The following is a 15,043-nucleotide window of genomic DNA, read 5'->3' on the forward strand; positions in this document are numbered from 1 at the left end:
AACGCCCGCGATCCCGTGTGCCCGAGCGCTCAACGCCCGCGATCCCGTGTGCCCGAGCGCTCAACGCCCGCGATCCCGTGTGCCCGAGCGCTCAACGCCCGCGATCCCGTGTGCCCGAGCGCTCAATGCCCGCGATCCCGTGTGCCCGAGCGCTCAATGCCCGCGATCCCGTGTGCCCCGATCCGTCAACACGCGGGACCCCGCATGCCCTTACGCGCACACCACGCCCGAGAGCCAGAGATGCGCACATCGGGCGTGAGCCAGCGCCCTGCACGCCGCCTCTGCATCTGAACACCGGCAAGGACCAGCACCACGGACCCCAACGTCCGTCATATTCCGCTGCATTCCGCCGCATTCTGCTGCATCCGCCATCCGTGAGCCGGCACCGACAGCGCCCGTCATATGGCGCACGTCCCCAGGGCCCTTGAGTCGCCATCCACAACCAACTGGTAACCCACCCCCCTTATCCCCAGAACCCCATTCGGCCCCTCCTCCACCGCTCCTCATCCGCGAAGGTCAGTGCCCGGACCACGAGCGGACCGACGGAGGTGGCACATGGCCGCGAAGCACGACCTAGAGCTCGGCAAACAAGGCGAACAGGTAGCCGTGACCTACCTGGAGGCCCAGGGAATGAAGATCATCGACCGTAATTGGCGCTGCCGCCACGGCGAGATCGACATCATCGCCGAAGACGGCCCCAACCTGGTCGTCGTCGAGGTCAAAACCCGATCCGGCAGATCCCACGGCACAGCCCTGGAGTCCGTGAGCCCGGCCAAGCTGGCTCGGCTCCGGATGCTCGCGGCCAGGTGGCTGGCCACTCAGCCGAGCAGGTTCGACGCCGTACGAGTGGATGTGATCGCCCTCGAGCGCTTCGCCGGTGACTTCGCCCTCAACCACGTACGGGGGGCGATCTAGATGGCCGTGGCCCGCACCCGCAGCGTGGCCGTGATCGGAGTCACGGGCCGCACCGTCGAGGTGGAGGCCGACGTGGGCAACGGCCTGGCAGGCATCCACCTCATCGGCCTCCCCGACACGGCGCTCAGCGAAGCCCGCGACCGGGTAAGGTCCGCCACGGTCAACAGCAGCTATCCCTGGCCCGACGCACGCATCATCGTCAGTCTTGTCCCAGCCAGCCTCCCCAAGCGAGGATCTCAGTTCGATCTGGCCGTAGCAGTGGCCATCCTGAGCGCTGCCGGAGTGATCCCCGCCGAACGCATCGCGGAGCTGTTCTTCCTGGGCGAGCTCGGCCTCGACGGCCGCATACGGCCCGTACGCGGTGTGCTGCCCTCCATTCTCGGGGCGGCCAAACACGGGGACGTCACAGTTGTCGTCCCCTCCGCGAACTCAGCCGAGGCCGGCCTGGTGCCCAACGTGAAGGTGGTTCCGGTGGCGCACTTGCGCCAGCTCGTGGAATGGCTGCGCAAGGGAGAAGAGGCGCTGGAGCCCCGGGTCGAGGAGGGCGCGGAGCCGCCCAGGTCCGCCGTCGACCCGGCAGTGGACCTGGCGGACGTGGTGGGCCAGCCGGTCGCCCGCCGGGCACTCGAAGTGTGCGCGGCAGGCGGCCACAACCTCTGGATGCTCGGCCCACCGGGCACCGGCAAGACCATGCTGGCCGAGCGGCTGCCCACCCTCCTGCCGGACCTGGAGCTCGACCATGCCCTGGAGGTCACGGCCATCCACTCGGTGGCGGGCGTCCTGCCGCCGAACGCACCCATGATGAGCAGGCCCCCGTTCGTCGCCCCGCATCACACGGCGACGTCAGCCGCGATCATCGGCGGCGGCAGCGCGGTCGTGCGTCCGGGGGCGGTCTCCCTCGCCCACAGGGGCGTCCTCTTCCTGGACGAGGCCCCGGAGTTCCCTCGCCACGTGCTCGACTCCCTGCGGCAGCCGCTGGAGTCCGGCCGCGTGACGGTCTCCAGATCGGCGGGCTCGGTCACGTTCCCGGCGAGGTTCATGCTGGTGCTGGCCGCCAACCCCTGCCCCTGCGCCCAGACGGAGGATCAGGGTGAGACCTGTAAGTGCACCCCCACGATCCGGCGCCGCTACCTGGGCAGGCTCTCCGGCCCGCTCCTCGACCGCATCGACATGAAGGTCACCGTGGTCCGCTCGTCCAGACGCGAACTCCTGGCCGACCGCCAGTTCGTGGAGACGAGCAAGGCGGTGGCCGAACGCGTGCTCGTGGCCCGCGAACGAGCCGCCAAGCGTCTGGCCGGCACCCCTTGGCGTACGAACGCCGAAATCCCCTCATCCCTCCTCCATTCGGACTACCGGCCATCCAGCGAGGCCATGAAGCCCATGACGTCCTGCCTGGACTCGGGCACCCTTACCGCCCGCGGCCTGGACCGGGTCGTGCGCGTCGCCTGGACCCTCGCCGACCTGGCCGACAAAGACACTCCGGAGCAGGACGAAACCAACGCCGCCCTCGGCTTCTGGCTCGGAGTGCACTCGTGACGCCGACACCCATTGACTCACGCAGAGCCCCAAAAGCGACCCTCACCACCACCTCCTCCAGCCCTGCACCCTTTTAGGAGCCCTGATGTCCGCCCCACCCCGAGAAGCACACAAGCCCCTACTACCTCAACCAACTGCTGTTCCTGGGGCGACTTCGACAGCGGCCTTGCCCGCCTCGACTCCGGACAACAGCGGCACCGGCACCCTTGCGGAAGGCACCGTTGCGAGCGGTTCCCCAGAAGCCACCCCGATCGGGACGAGGCCCAGCCCCGCCGCCGGCACCATCACTCATAGCGACGCTTCGACCGTCACCGCCAGCGACGTTTCGACCGTCACCGCCAGCGCCGCTTCCCCCGTCACCCAAACCGGCAGCCGCACCACGTCCGCCGTCGTCACAGACACCAGCACCGCCACCGGCATGTGGGCACACCCCGTCGCTGCCGCTGCGGCTGGCAGCGGCAGCGGCGCGAACACTGCCACCGCCACCGCGAGCGGCACAGGCGCAGTGCAACCCCAACCCCAAGCGCAAGCGGAATCCCAAGCCCAGCTCCAGAACCAGAACCAGACCGAGGCTGAGGCCAGAGCCGCTCTTATGAGGGCCGCCGACGTCGGGGACCCCGTCATGGGCCGCCTGGTAATGCAGTACGGCGCTCCAGCGGCAGTGGAGGCGATTCGCGCACGCGCACTGCCGCCCGAGTTCACGGCCCAGGAGGCCCAGCGAGCCCGCGAAGCCCAGCAAGACCGTGCACCCGACCTGGCTGCCCGCCTGAACGCCTGGCACGCCCGCTTGGCCGCCGCCAATCCGGCAGCAGACCTCGAAGCCGGAGAGAAGTCCGGAGCCAGATTGATCATCCCCGGCAGCTCCGAGTGGCCCACCCAGCTAGACCAACTGGGCCCCGGCCGTCCCTTGGGCCTGTGGCTCCACGGTACGGCCGACCTGCGCTTCTCCTGCCTCAAATCCGTCGCGGTGGTGGGAGCCAGAGCCGCCACGTCGTACGGCACCCACATCGCTGCCGAGTTCGGTGTCGGTCTGAGCGAAGCAGGCTGGACCGTGGTGTCTGGAGGCGCTTTCGGCGTGGACGGCGCGGCCCACAGAGGCGCCCTGGCCGCCGACTCGCCAACGGTGGTCGTCCTGGCCTGCGGCGTGGACGTCTGCTATCCGGCGGATCACGACACGTTGTTCGCCGCCGTCAGAGGCCAGGGCGTCGTGATCAGCGAGTGCCCGCCCGGTGTCCATCCCACCCGAGCCCGTTTCCTGATCAGAAACCGCCTGATAGCCGCCCTGTCGAGAGGCACGGTGGTGGTGGAAGCAGCCCTGCGCAGCGGGGCCCTCAACACAGCCGCCCACGCCCTGTCCCTCAACAGGCACCTGGGCGCAGTCCCCGGCCCGATCACGTCAGGCGTGTCAGCGGGCTGCCACAAGCTCCTGCGCGAACGTAAGGCCGTATGCGTCACCTCGCCAGAGGAAATGATCGACCTCGTAGGCGTAATAGGCGACGATCTGGCCCCTCAGAGCCGGCCCCCGGCGGTCCCCAGAGACAAACTTAACGAGACCACCCGCAAGGTCCTGGACGCGATCCCTTCCCGAGGCGGCGCCGGCCCAGCGTCGATTGCGGTCGCCGCAGGCATAAGCCTGGACGCCGCCCTGAGCGCCCTGGGCGGCCTAGCCGCCGCAGGCTACATAGAACGCACAACGAACGGCTGGCGCCTGCGCAGGCAAACGGCCTCCTACCGCAAAGCCCCAGATTCCGCCGTCCTCGAACCGCCGCCCAGGCCAGCGCCCGACCCAACCGAAGAACCTCCGTTCCCCGACGACGACCTCCCGCGCCTCGAGACGCCCGGTCTTACCTGGGAGGAGGGCCGTTGAGGCTGGGCAAGGGCCATTACGGCTGAGAGGGATATCTGGATAGGCCGCAAAGACTTGAGGCTGGGCAAAGGCCATCACGGCTGAGAAGGGCGTTTGGACAGGTCCGAAGGACTTGAGGCTAGAGCATGGGGAGTCCGGGCAGACGAGGAATGATCAGCCGGTCCTGCGGGGCGTTCGGCTCGCTCGAGGAGTGCGTTCGACGAGGCTTCCTTGGGATGACGTTTGGTCAAATCCGTAAGACCACCGGCCAGGTCCTGAGGGCGACCGCCCTGGCGCTACTCCATGACGGCCAGGGCGGCGCGTTGGCGGCGGCGCCGTGGCGCGTCGCCGGGTGCGGCGCGTCGGCGATGGCGCCGCACCAGTCGCTCGGGTCGTCATGGAGTAGCGCCCAGTGCCTTCTTTGACGGTGAGCGCGGCTAGTGAGGCGGCGGTCGGTGGTGATTGCGAGGCATTGGTAACTGACGAGATGGTGGTTCTCGAGTGATGGCACTATCCGGGGCGGTGGCGAGGTGGCTGTGAGCGGGAGCGCGGGGGAAGACGCCGGTATGGGGACGAATGGGGGTGTTGGTCGGGATGAAGTGGTGGCGGAGTTCGGTCGGCACCTGCGGTTTGAAAGGGACCTTTCATCGCACACCGTGCGTGCATATCTGACTGATGTGAACTCGCTGCTTGATCACGTGGATGGGCGGCTCGAGGAGCTGGACATCCGGGTGCTGCGAGAGTGGCTGGCGGAGCAGCATCGCGCAGGGAAGGCGCGGGCTACCTTGGCGCGGCGGACTGCGTGCGTTCGTACCTTTACCGCTTACTGCCATCGCCGCGGCTGGCTGGCTGCGGATCCTGGTTTGCTGCTGGGAAGTGCCAAGGCAGCACGGCCGTTGCCTTCCGTGCTCGATCAGGAGCAGGCGCAGGCCGTCCTTGAGGTTCCTTCGACGGAGGAACCCAAGGAATTGCGGGACCAGGCCATTCTTGAGCTGCTGTACGCCACTGGCGTGCGGGTGAGTGAGTTGTGTGCGCTCGATGTCGATGATGTGGATCGGGATCGGCACGTCATCAAGGTGTTGGGCAAGGGGCGTAAGGAACGGTCTGTGCCGTTTGGGTTGCCTGCTCTCCGGGCGTTGGACAGGTGGTGCATTCACGGGCGGCCGTTGTGGGTGCGGGCTCGGTCAGGTGCTGCGCTCTTCCTCGGGGTACGGGGCGGGCGGATCGACGCGGGGACCGTTCGGCGAGTGGTGCATGCGAGGTTGGCTCAGGTGGACGGGGTCCCGGACATGGGGCCGCATGGGTTGCGGCACAGCGCGGCGACCCACCTGCTCGAGGGCGGTGCGGATCTGCGGAGTGTCCAGGAGTTGCTTGGGCACGCGTCGCTGAACACCACGCAGATTTACACGCATGTCTCGATTGAGCGTCTGAGGGCGGCGTATCGGCAGGCGCATCCGAGGGCCTGATGGTAGGGACGTGGTGATCGGGTGCGCTCCTGATCGATCTTCCGGTCCCCTGCCGGCTCTGTTGAATCTCCTCCTTGGTGCTGGTCGACCTCGTTGGGCCGCGTCTTGATGTTGATGTGAACGTTGTTCCTTGTTCCTTGCTCCTTGCTCATGCGTGGTGGTGTAGCTGATCGGTGTTGGGCTCTGCGTTGATGGGGCTGCTCGTTGTTTGGGGCCTTTCCTCTCATCGCGATGGCGGGTGCCGGTGCTTTCGGGGTCTTCTCCTGTGGCGACGTCTGCGGTGTTGGCCCCTGTGAGTGTGCTGGGTCGTCCGAGTACGTCCGTGACGGCGTAGGGCTGTGATCAGGAGGGCCATCCCGAACAGTGCGCCCAGGCCGATGGCAGGTGCCGCGGGAGTCGAGGCTGAGCGGGTCAGCAAACCGAGTTTCGTGGCCTGAGGGGCGGCGGGCTCAGTCCGACGGCTTGAGGCGGTCGGCGTGGTGAGGTTCGGGATCGTCAGGGGTGGTGGCTGCTCCTTTGGCGAGCCGTCGTGAGGGGGCGGTGGTGCAGTGCTCGCAGTCAGGGCGGGCCAGGCTGGGGCGGTGCCGAGGGCTTTGGGTTCCCTCGGTTGTAGAGGGCGGGGAGCTGATTGGGATCTTGACTGTTGCTGGTTGAGGGGGTGGGTGATCTCGTTTCGGGCCGCCATCTGCCCGAGGGTGCTCTCGCCTGGGGGCCCGAGGGCGCCCTCGTCTGGGGGCTTGAGGGCGTTGTTGTCTATGGGCCAGTGGGGGAGGAGGCGGATGGGGGCGTGGCCTAGGAGCAGGAGGGGATCGAGGTAGTCGGTGCCGCGGCGAAGGCCCCAGTGCAGGCAGGACTCCTGGCAGTGGCCAGTCGAGGCTTCAATGACGCCGAGTCTGGCTCCTGAGGCGACGGGTTGGCCTCGGCGTACCGACGCTTCGACAGGGAGGTACGTCGTACGCAGGCCGCCCTCGTGCTCGACGGTGACCACGCCCTTTCCCGCTACGGGGCCGGCGAAGCGGACCGTGCCCGGGCCCGCCGCCAGGACCGGGGTGGCTGTGGGAGCGGCCAGGTCGACGCCGCGGTGTCCGGCGAGCCATGGCTCCGGCGGTGGGGCGAAGCGGCGAAGGATGCGGGGATGCCCGTCCAACGGCCAGCGCCAGGTGGGTGGAGAGGCCCTTGCGGGGGCAGTCGGGAGCAAGATCATCGCGGCGGTGAGGAGCAGCGCAAGTGCCGTCAGGGCTCCCCTGGTCGGCTTGAGGAGACGGCGGACGGGCGAGGCTTTCGGTCTTGCTTTGCGGACGGAGTTCATGGCGCGAGTGTGGTTAGTCGCGCCGGGGCGGCGGGGGAGCGAACGGGATTCTGTGGAGGACGTTGGGTTTTCCACAATCAGGGGGTTGACCTGGGGTTTTGGGGCTACGCTGCCCCGTGTTGACCCGGTTGGCCCGTGAGTGGACCGGCCGGTGCCAGCAGGGCCACCAGCAGGACGCTGGCGATGAGCCCGAGGAAGGCTTGGATGAACATCCAGCCTTGGGCGAAACGGACCGGCCGAGGCGTGACGTACTCGGTGCTGTCGTGGATGTCGCGCGTCTGGTCATGGATCGTGTTGTGCATGGTCATCTCCAGGGGGTGAGGGTGATGGCTCGCAGTTCGGCCGCGTACGATCATCAGGCCACGAGCGCAACCACCATCTACCGCGACACCTACTACGACAGCTTGGACCGCTCCCTCACTGCCATCGGCCGTGAGCTGCGCGTCCGCACGGTGACCAGCAACGAGGGACGTCACGTTCTGCTGACCCACAAATCGCCCATGGTGGACGAGGCCAGCCATTCCAAGCCCGAGGACGAGACAGAAGTCGCCGACGCGGAGGCGATCGACACCATCCTGAGGAGTCTTGGTTACAACCCGTACATCTCATTCGAGAAGTACTGCACCAATTGGCAGTTTCAAGCGAGGGGACGCGCCATGCTGGCAACCATGGTTACTGTCCCCGAACTGGACGGTACTTTCCTGGAGATCGAGACGATCGTTGATAGCCTCGATCAGCTTCCGGCCGCACTTGAAGCGGTGAGATTGCAGATGTACGACCTTGGGATCACCGAAGACGATCTATCGACCATGGACTACACCGAAGCAGTCACAGAGCACCGCGACCACCAACGACCCACCAACCCATGAGGCTACTTGCCCGCGCCATCCGCAGCTTGGTGCCTTAGCGGCCTTGCCTGGAAGTCTCTCGGGGGTGGACTTTCGGATCTGAGGTGGTCAGTCCGTGAGGGGTCACGTGGAGGTCGCAGACCAGATCGAGGGCTTCCTTCGGGGTGCCGGTGAACCAGGGGGTGGGTTGGTACGTGCCGTTGCTGGGGGCATGGATCGCCAGTCCCAGTAGTGAGCCGAGCCGCTGTTAGCGCGAGCAATGATCGAAACCTGTGGATCTGACGGGAAGGGTGTACCTTCCGAGTCATCTGATCGAGGTATCACCGCCTGCCCCAGCCACGCCCACCCGCGCCGCTCCGCTGCGCGGCAGCGCCGGATCCACCTCCGTCCAGGTCAGCGCGATCCCGAGGATCAGTGCGCTACCGTGATCCAGGCGACGATCTTGGTGGTGATTCAACCGCCCTCTGCGCTGATCAGACCGGGGAGAGCAAGGTGAACCCTGGTGGGAAGGCCGCGATACAAGGTGTCGATCCGCTCGTTCACGGTGCGCAGGTGCGGACGGAGACGAAGGTTGCCGCCGCCCTGGAGGACCAGGTCGAGGGCGTGGGTCCGGGCGCAGGACAGCACGCCGGAGAACTCCGCTGTGACCGTGGCCACGCTGCCGTCCACATGGGCGAGGCCTCGCAGGGTGGCGTAGATCCGCCGAAGCGCGTGCAGCGCCGCCGTCGCGGCGGGGCCTCGCCAGGCTTCGCGAATCTCCCTGGCCTTGTGGAACAGGGCGTAGGTCAGTGCGGCCAGATCGTCGGCGGACCGGTTCGCGGCGGCGACGACATCGGGAAGGTTCAGCGCTTCCGGCGCCGCACGCATCATCATTTCGCCGATCTCGTTGCTCTCCATGGCATCGACGTACGTTCGGGGGCGCGGCGGGCCGGGCTCTCTCGACCCCCGCGGGTAGACGCTACTCACCTTGAGGTTCGGCACCCTTTCGTCAGGTTCGAGGCCGGCGTACCGGTTCTCGGCCGCGCCTATAAGGGCCGCGGCCACCATGATCTCCGCACGCGTGTCGCTTAGGAACGTCCGCACCGCTGACCGCAGTTCGCTCACCCGCGTCATGAACGACGCCACCTCGTTCCACCCGAGGGGGGCCTCGCCGAGCGTGGGGAACTCTATCTCTGAGATCTGCTTGCCGATAGAGGCAAGCCGCCGCCCGGCGGCGCGCAGGTCGGCGTGCCGTACCTCAAAGCCGTCCGCTCGGTCCTCATCCAGGCCGGGCCACTCCCTGGGCAGGCGCGGTTCAGCGCTCCAATGCTTCCACTCGTCTTTACCGGGTGGGTCGAGCGTGACTGCGCTCGCGCGCCGGTCGCCCGGCGGCAAATACGCCGGGACGCGGAGCACCTGCCCGGTCCGGAGCCGGTCCGGATGGTGGATCGCGTCCCGGTTGGCCTCGTAGATCCGCGTCCACTGCGCGGCGTCGCCGTACATATGCCTGGCGATGCCCTCCAGCGTGCTCGCCTCATTCGGCCACGCCTCGACCCTGACGCTGCCTCCACCGCCCACTGACCGACTCCTGAAACCGATAATCACTTTCGCCGATGGCGAGTTTATTCCGGTCCGGCGCAGCCACACAATTTCGGTGGCGGCTCGCAGCAGGAGCTGTGCAATGGGCGCGGCCGGCGCCCGCGGCCCGCGTGGGCGCCAGGTGCGGCGTTCCGCCCGCGGATACCGGTGGCCAGGATGGGGCGAGGCGTGGCTGATGGCCTGTGGATAAGTGGCTGGATGATGGCTTGGGGCCTGGCGGAGAGCTGCGATGATGGGCTGCCGGAGGGCGGTGTCGGACAGGTCGGTGGCGGTTGTGAGAGTGACTTTGGCCGGGTGCGCAAGCGGCTGAGGTCGGCGGCTGATGCGGTCAGGGGATGGAACGGCGCCTGGAAGTGATCCAGAGATCTATTTCTTGAGACAAGGTCGGGTTGGTGCCTGGCGTGGCGGTGGGCGCGGATCGTGTACGGCGCGGGCGTAGGGGAGACGTCCAGATCCAGATCGTGCTCAGTGCTATGCCTGCCGCGCAGATGAGGATCACCGGGCGTAGGCCCAGGAACTCGGCGAGTACGCCTCCGGCTATGCCGCCGAGGGCCAGAACGCCCTGCACGGCGAAGGTCATGGTGGCGTTCACTCGGCCACGGAGCTCGGGCGAGGTTTCGCGGAGGGCGATGGCGCCCATACAGGTGGCGAAGGCGACGACGATGGCGCCTATGATCGTTCCGGTCAGCGCGAGTAGCGAGAGTTTCCACCACAGAGGGCCGGTCAGCAGGCCTACCGCGAGGATTTCGATGGGGAAGAAGAGCACCGAGACGAGCAGGACGCGGTTCTCGCCGTAACGCTTGGACAGGCGGGCCGTTGCCCAGGCGCCCAGTAGCCCGCCGATGCCGCTCAAGGCGATGAGGACACCTATCAGGGCCTTGGGGATGTTCAGCGTGTTGACCATGTAGAGCATGTAGACGGCTGTGTACGCCATCGCGAAGAAATTGATCGTGACGCCTGCGCCCAGGAGGGCGCGGAGCACGGGATGGGTGACGCTGGTTCGCAGGCCTTCTACGACGTCGCGCCACATGCCTCGGGAAGTTGCCGGTTCGTTCTTCTCAGGGGTTCGGATGGCGCGGAGTAAGAGGGCCGAGGTCAGGAAGGACAGCGCCTCAGCGAGCACGGCCAGCGGGGCTGTGAGGAGCTGCACCAACAGACCCGCCAGACTGGGGCCGCTGACCGAGGCCACCGAGTAGGAGGCATGGAAGCCGGCCATCGCCTCAGTTCGCTGGGAAGGCGCGACGACTGCTGCGACATAAGGGAAGTTCGCTGCTTTGAAGAGCACTCCGGCCGAGCCGATCACCAGGGCCACGGCGATCAACCAGGCGACGTTGAGGAGGCCGAGTAGCCAGGCTACGGGGACCGTGATGGCGGCTGCGCACGATGCGAGCTCACAGGCGATCATCACCGGGCGGTGCCGGGTGAGCCTGTCCGCGATGGCGCCTGACTGGAGACCGAACAGCAGGGCGGGCACCGAGGCGGTGGCCGTCAGCAGTCCCATCTGTGAGGGGGAGGCGGTCAGCAGAGTGACCGCGGTCAGGGGGATGGCCAGCTTGGACACCTCTGAGCCAGTGACCGAGATGGTGCGGGCCGTCCAGAGGAGCCGGTAGTCGCGCTGCTTTCTGAGCGGGGGTGGTTGGGCCGCGCCTGTGTCGTTTATATCCGCTATGTCCGTGGTGGGGTGGTGGACGTCGGGGTGGTGATGGTTGGACCTGTGGTCCTGGGCGGTCGGGTTCCGCTCGGGGCAATTGTGGTCAGTGGTGGGGTCGTCATGCTGATCGCGGCGATGTGTCTCAGGGTCGTGGCTCGGATCGCGGCGATGCGTCTCAGGGGCGTGGTTCGGTTCGTGGTCCCGTGTCTCAAGGTCGTGGTTCCGTACGTGGTGCTGTGTCGCTGTGTCGTGGTTCGGCTGGCGGTGCTGCCTCCCAAGGTTGTGTTCTGGGGCGTTGTGGGGAGCGGTGAGGTGGTGGACCGGTCCGTGGTCGGGTGCGCGAGAGATGTGAAGGGAACGCTTCATAACTGTGAAGATATCCCTTCATAGTTATGAAAGCAATGCTTCAGAACTCGCGTCGGGGTACCCTTGGCCGCATGAGTGAGGGGCTCAGTGATCCCAAGGCAATGCGGGCGCTGGCCCACCCGGCGCGCTTGATGATCCTCAGCCGGCTGGGGGTCGAGGGGAGCGCTACCGCCACCGAAGTGGCGGAGATCGCGGGGATCACGCCCAGTGCCGCCAGCTACCACCTGCGCATGCTTGCCAAGTACGGGTTCGTTGAGGACGCGCCGCCGCGGGGCGACGGCAGGGAGCGGCTGTGGAAGTCCGTGGACGCGCCGATCTCCATCGGAGTCCTGCCCGGCGATCAGCCGGATGTGCGGGATGCCAAGGTGTCGTTGATGCTGGCGTTCCGCCGAGAGGCCAACGAAGAGGCGGATCGTGCGCTGGCCGAGGTCGAAAGGGAGTCGGCTGAGTGGCGGGATGTCACCCGGTTCAGCCGTATGCGGATCAGGGTCGACGCGGAGGAGCTGGCCCGGCTCAACGAGTCGATCGAGAAGCTGATCGAGCCGTACATCGCCGCCAAGCGTGACGAGAAGGCGGCGCCGAGTGGGGCCAGGGTCGCCGAAGTGCAGGTCAACCTGTTCCCGGTGGCGAAGAGGCCGGTGCAGGGGTTGCCTACCGAGGATCACGACGCGGCACGCTGAGCGGAGGCGGATAAACTCCGGCGTCTGCTGCCGGCGTGAAGGTTCGAGGGGTACGCGTCTCCGGCTGCTGGTCCGGATCCTTCGTGGTACGCGGTTGTCGCTGTACGCGCGGTCTGATGTCGGGCCAGGGGGTGGCGTGGTCAGTAGGCCGGGGAAGGCGTCGGATTGGACCCTTGGAGTCGTAGGCGCGGTGACGAGGTGGCTCGCGTAGTGACGCGACGGTCTTTGCTGTGATGCCTGGGTGATCGCGATGGCGCCGGTGTGGTGGCAGAGGGGCGAGAGATGTCCGTTTGACGGCTGACGGTCAGGCTGGGCTGGTGTGGGAGGTAGACTTTTCGGTGGCCTGTGACCACAGGCCGACTTCGCATGCCTCATTGCGGACCGCGCCATCGGTCCGGGCTACGGCCCGGCTGGCGAGGTTTCGGGGCATCAGGGCGGCAGACTACGCGCTGTCGCGGCACAACCGAGAACCGCGCCCATCCGCAGGGCGCCAAGACCTGGAGGACCAGCACATGGCCCCCGTCGTCACCATGCGACAGCTGCTCGAGAGCGGCGTTCACTTCGGTCACCAGACCCGGCGCTGGAACCCGAAGATGAAGCGGTTCATCTTCACCGAGCGCAACGGCATCTACATCATCGACCTGCAGAAGTCGCTCTCCTACATCGACCGCGCCTACGACTTCGTCAAGGAGACGGTCGCCCACGGCGGCACCATTCTGTTCATCGGCACCAAGAAGCAGGCTCAGGAGGCCATCTCCGAGCAGGCCGCGCGGGTCGGCATGCCGTACGTCAACCAGCGCTGGCTGGGCGGCATGCTCACCAACTTCTCCACCGTGCACAAGAGGCTCCAGCGGCTGAAGGAGCTCGAGGAGCTCGACTTCGACAACGTCGCGGGCTCGGGGCTCACCAAGAAGGAGCTCCTCATGCGCCGCCGCGAGAAGGACAAGCTCGAGCGCACGCTGGGCGGCATCCGTGACATGGGCCGCGTGCCCAGCGCGGTGTGGGTCGTCGACACCAAGAAGGAGCACATCGCGATCAGCGAGGCCAAGAAGCTTGGCATCCCTGTCGTCGCGATCCTCGACACCAACTGCGACCCCGACGAGGTCGACTACCCGATCCCGGGCAACGACGACGCCATCCGCGCCGTCGGCCTGCTGACCAGGGTTGTCGCCGACGGTGTCGCGGCCGGTCTGATGGCCCGCTCCGGTGCCGCCCGCGGTGACGAGAAGCCGGCCGCCGCCGAGCCGCTGGCCGAGTGGGAGCGCGAGCTGATCGAGCAGGGCACCGGCGAGGCCCCGGCTGCCGAGGCGGAAGCGCCCGCTCCCGCGGCTGAGGCTCCGGCTGAGGCTGCTCCTGAGGCCGCCGCTGCCGAGGGCGACGCCGAGCAGCAGGCCTGACGCCGAGGGCTTCGGTCCAAGGCATGCGGGTACGGGCCCGTGCCGGCCAGGTGAGTGAGTACTTCACCAGGTAGGGCGCGGGCCTCCATCCCCGGCACAGTACGGCGAGATCGACGAACGGTCGGGCCAGAGTGCCGAGTCGGACCGGTGTCGCTGGGCTCGGCTGGGAGTTCGAGCTGGGCCAGGGGCGTCGAGCCACCCTGGGCGCCGGGTTAGGCTGGGGCCGCGAGCCGTGCCAGGTCGGTGAGCCAGGCTGGCACTACGAGCCGGGCCGGGGTCACGACAGACGCGAGCCGGGCCGGGCAGCCGGGTCGGGCGATAGGGCTCGGGCTGGGCGCGGTGGTCCGGGTCGGGCTGCTGGGTTTGGGCCGGTGTGGTGGGCCGGGCGGGTGGCGTCGGTGCTGGGCGCTATCGGTCCGGGATGGTATGCCAGGGCGAGGCTGGGCAGTATGCCAGGCGAGCCGGGGCCCGCAAAGCAAGACAAAGGCTGACGCAAGACAAAGGCTTCCGTACGGCAAGCGCCTGCCGTACCAGAACCAGGGTGGGCGACGGGACTCCGGCGCCCACCCGATCCACGACGACGACGACGAAATCCCACAAGGAAAAGCAATGGCTTCCGTGAACATGGCCGATGTCAAGCGGCTTCGCGAGATCACCGCTGCCGGCATGATGGACTGCAAGAAGGCGCTTGAAGAGTCTGAGGGCGACTTCGACCGCGCGATCGAGCTGCTGCGCCTCAAGGGCGCCAAGGACGTGGGCAAGCGCGAGGCCCGTACCGCCTCCAACGGCCTCGTCGCGCTCAAGCAGGACGGCGACTCCGCCGCCGCGCTGCTCGAGCTCAACTGTGAGACCGACTTCGTGGCCAAGGGCGAGCGCTTCCAGGAGCTTGCCGGCCAGGTCGTGGCGCACATCCTCGAGACCAAGCCCGCCGACGTGGCGACGCTGCTCGAGTCGTCCTTCGACGGCAAGAGCGTCAAGGAGCACCTCGACACCGCCAACGCCGCGCTCGGCGAGAAGATCGAGATCCGCCGGTTCGCGGTGCTCGAGGGCGGCTACATCGGCGCCTACATGCACAAGACCGACCCGGCGCTGCCTCCGACGGTCGGCGTGCTGGTCCAGCTCGACAAGCCGAACGCAGAGGTCGCCAAGGACATCGCGCAGCACGCCGCCGCGATGGCCCCGCAGTACCTCAAGCCTGCCGCCGTTCCCGCCGAGGTCGTCGAGAAGGAGCGCAAGCTCTTCGAGGAGATGACCCGCGAGGAGGGCAAGCCCGAGGCCGCCATCGGCAAGATCGTCGAGGGCCGCGTGAACGGCTGGTACAAGGACTTCACGCTTGTCCAGCAGGCCTTTGTCAAGGACAACAAGAAGAGCGTGGGCAAGTACGCCGAGGAGAACGGCGTCGAGGTCCAGGCCTTTGTCCGCTTCAAGGTCGGTCAGGCTTAGGCTTAGTC

General features: G+C 67.4%; 13 protein-coding genes. 8 read left to right on the plus strand and 5 right to left on the minus strand.

The window, feature by feature from the left end:
* The first annotated feature begins 555 nt into the window (after positions 1-555).
* The gene (locus tag ACIBVN_RS28790) at positions 556-915 is read left to right on the plus strand and encodes a YraN family protein (protein WP_397141535.1); all 360 of its coding nucleotides are present in this window, start codon (positions 556-558) and stop codon (positions 913-915) included.
* Positions 916-2,451: a YifB family Mg chelatase-like AAA ATPase gene (locus ACIBVN_RS28795; protein ID WP_397141537.1), complete on the plus strand. Its 1,536-nt coding sequence runs from the start codon at positions 916-918 to the stop codon at positions 2,449-2,451. It abuts the gene before it with no gap.
* 288 nt (positions 2,452-2,739) lie between these two features.
* Here the strand turns inward: ACIBVN_RS28795 and ACIBVN_RS28800 are convergent, their stop codons facing one another.
* Positions 2,740-2,949: a hypothetical protein gene (locus ACIBVN_RS28800; protein ID WP_397141539.1), complete on the minus strand. Its 210-nt coding sequence runs from the start codon at positions 2,947-2,949 to the stop codon at positions 2,740-2,742.
* A gap of 124 nt (positions 2,950-3,073) precedes the next feature.
* On the opposite strand from ACIBVN_RS28800, the gene dprA reads away from it, so the two are divergent.
* Both dprA and ACIBVN_RS28810 read left to right on the plus strand, forming a co-directional pair.
* Positions 3,074-4,318, plus strand: coding sequence for a DNA-processing protein DprA (dprA, locus tag ACIBVN_RS28805; protein WP_397141541.1), 1,245 nt, complete (start codon positions 3,074-3,076; stop codon positions 4,316-4,318).
* 581 nt (positions 4,319-4,899) lie between these two features.
* Positions 4,900-5,763: a tyrosine recombinase XerC gene (locus tag ACIBVN_RS28810; protein WP_397141543.1), complete on the plus strand. Its 864-nt coding sequence runs from the start codon at positions 4,900-4,902 to the stop codon at positions 5,761-5,763.
* A 223-nt stretch (positions 5,764-5,986) separates the two neighbouring features.
* Here ACIBVN_RS28810 and ACIBVN_RS28815 read toward each other — a convergent pair whose 3' ends face one another.
* Both ACIBVN_RS28815 and ACIBVN_RS28820 read right to left on the minus strand, forming a co-directional pair.
* Positions 5,987-7,072 (minus strand): peptidoglycan DD-metalloendopeptidase family protein, encoded by a 1,086-nt coding sequence (locus tag ACIBVN_RS28815; protein WP_397141545.1) that lies wholly within the window; start codon positions 7,070-7,072, stop codon positions 5,987-5,989.
* 104 nt (positions 7,073-7,176) lie between these two features.
* Complete coding sequence (locus ACIBVN_RS28820) at positions 7,177-7,374, minus strand: hypothetical protein (protein ID WP_397141547.1); 198 nt, start codon at positions 7,372-7,374, stop codon at positions 7,177-7,179.
* A gap of 24 nt (positions 7,375-7,398) precedes the next feature.
* Here ACIBVN_RS28820 and ACIBVN_RS28825 point away from each other — a divergent pair, with 24 nt between their 5' ends.
* Positions 7,399-7,941 carry a class IV adenylate cyclase gene (locus ACIBVN_RS28825; RefSeq protein WP_397141549.1) on the plus strand — a complete coding sequence of 181 codons (543 nt, stop codon included), beginning with the start codon at positions 7,399-7,401 and terminating at the stop codon, positions 7,939-7,941.
* A 432-nt stretch (positions 7,942-8,373) separates the two neighbouring features.
* On the opposite strand, the gene ACIBVN_RS28830 is transcribed toward ACIBVN_RS28825, so the two are convergent.
* Both ACIBVN_RS28830 and ACIBVN_RS28835 read right to left on the minus strand, forming a co-directional pair.
* Positions 8,374-9,477: a LysM peptidoglycan-binding domain-containing protein gene (locus ACIBVN_RS28830; RefSeq protein ID WP_397141551.1), complete on the minus strand. Its 1,104-nt coding sequence runs from the start codon at positions 9,475-9,477 to the stop codon at positions 8,374-8,376.
* Positions 9,478-9,826: 349 nt separating this feature from the next.
* Positions 9,827-11,167 carry an MFS transporter gene (locus ACIBVN_RS28835; protein WP_397141709.1) on the minus strand — a complete coding sequence of 447 codons (1,341 nt, stop codon included), beginning with the start codon at positions 11,165-11,167 and terminating at the stop codon, positions 9,827-9,829.
* Between the two features lie 419 nt (positions 11,168-11,586).
* Between ACIBVN_RS28835 and ACIBVN_RS28840 the strand changes: the two genes are divergently transcribed.
* The 3 genes from ACIBVN_RS28840 (at position 11,587) to tsf (ending at position 15,035) form a co-directional block, all read left to right on the plus strand.
* Positions 11,587-12,195, plus strand: coding sequence for an ArsR/SmtB family transcription factor (locus tag ACIBVN_RS28840; protein WP_397141553.1), 609 nt, complete (start codon positions 11,587-11,589; stop codon positions 12,193-12,195).
* Positions 12,196-12,707: 512 nt separating this feature from the next.
* Positions 12,708-13,592, plus strand: a complete 885-nt coding sequence (gene rpsB / locus ACIBVN_RS28845; RefSeq protein WP_397141555.1) for a 30S ribosomal protein S2 — start codon at positions 12,708-12,710, stop codon at positions 13,590-13,592.
* A gap of 609 nt (positions 13,593-14,201) precedes the next feature.
* Complete coding sequence (gene tsf, locus ACIBVN_RS28850; RefSeq protein ID WP_397141557.1) at positions 14,202-15,035, plus strand: translation elongation factor Ts; 834 nt, start codon at positions 14,202-14,204, stop codon at positions 15,033-15,035.
* Positions 15,036-15,043 lie beyond the last annotated feature (8 nt).

It is taken from the genome of Nonomuraea sp. NPDC049400 (assembly GCF_044466425.1).
GTDB lineage: Bacteria > Actinomycetota > Actinomycetes > Streptosporangiales > Streptosporangiaceae > Nonomuraea.

Coding starts and splice junctions, on each gene's coding strand:
- ACIBVN_RS28840 (WP_397141553.1), top strand. CDS start 11,587: ATGAGTGAGGGGCTCAGTGATCCCAAGGCAATGCGGGCGCTGGCCCAC.
- rpsB (WP_397141555.1), top strand. CDS start 12,708: ATGGCCCCCGTCGTCACCATGCGACAGCTGCTCGAGAGCGGCGTTCAC.
- ACIBVN_RS28790 (WP_397141535.1), top strand. CDS start 556: ATGGCCGCGAAGCACGACCTAGAGCTCGGCAAACAAGGCGAACAGGTA.
- tsf (WP_397141557.1), top strand. CDS start 14,202: ATGGCTTCCGTGAACATGGCCGATGTCAAGCGGCTTCGCGAGATCACC.
- ACIBVN_RS28820 (WP_397141547.1), bottom strand. CDS start 7,374: ATGCACAACACGATCCATGACCAGACGCGCGACATCCACGACAGCACC.
- ACIBVN_RS28825 (WP_397141549.1), top strand. CDS start 7,399: ATGGCTCGCAGTTCGGCCGCGTACGATCATCAGGCCACGAGCGCAACC.
- ACIBVN_RS28795 (WP_397141537.1), top strand. CDS start 916: ATGGCCGTGGCCCGCACCCGCAGCGTGGCCGTGATCGGAGTCACGGGC.
- dprA (WP_397141541.1), top strand. CDS start 3,074: ATGGGCCGCCTGGTAATGCAGTACGGCGCTCCAGCGGCAGTGGAGGCG.
- ACIBVN_RS28815 (WP_397141545.1), bottom strand. CDS start 7,072: ATGAACTCCGTCCGCAAAGCAAGACCGAAAGCCTCGCCCGTCCGCCGT.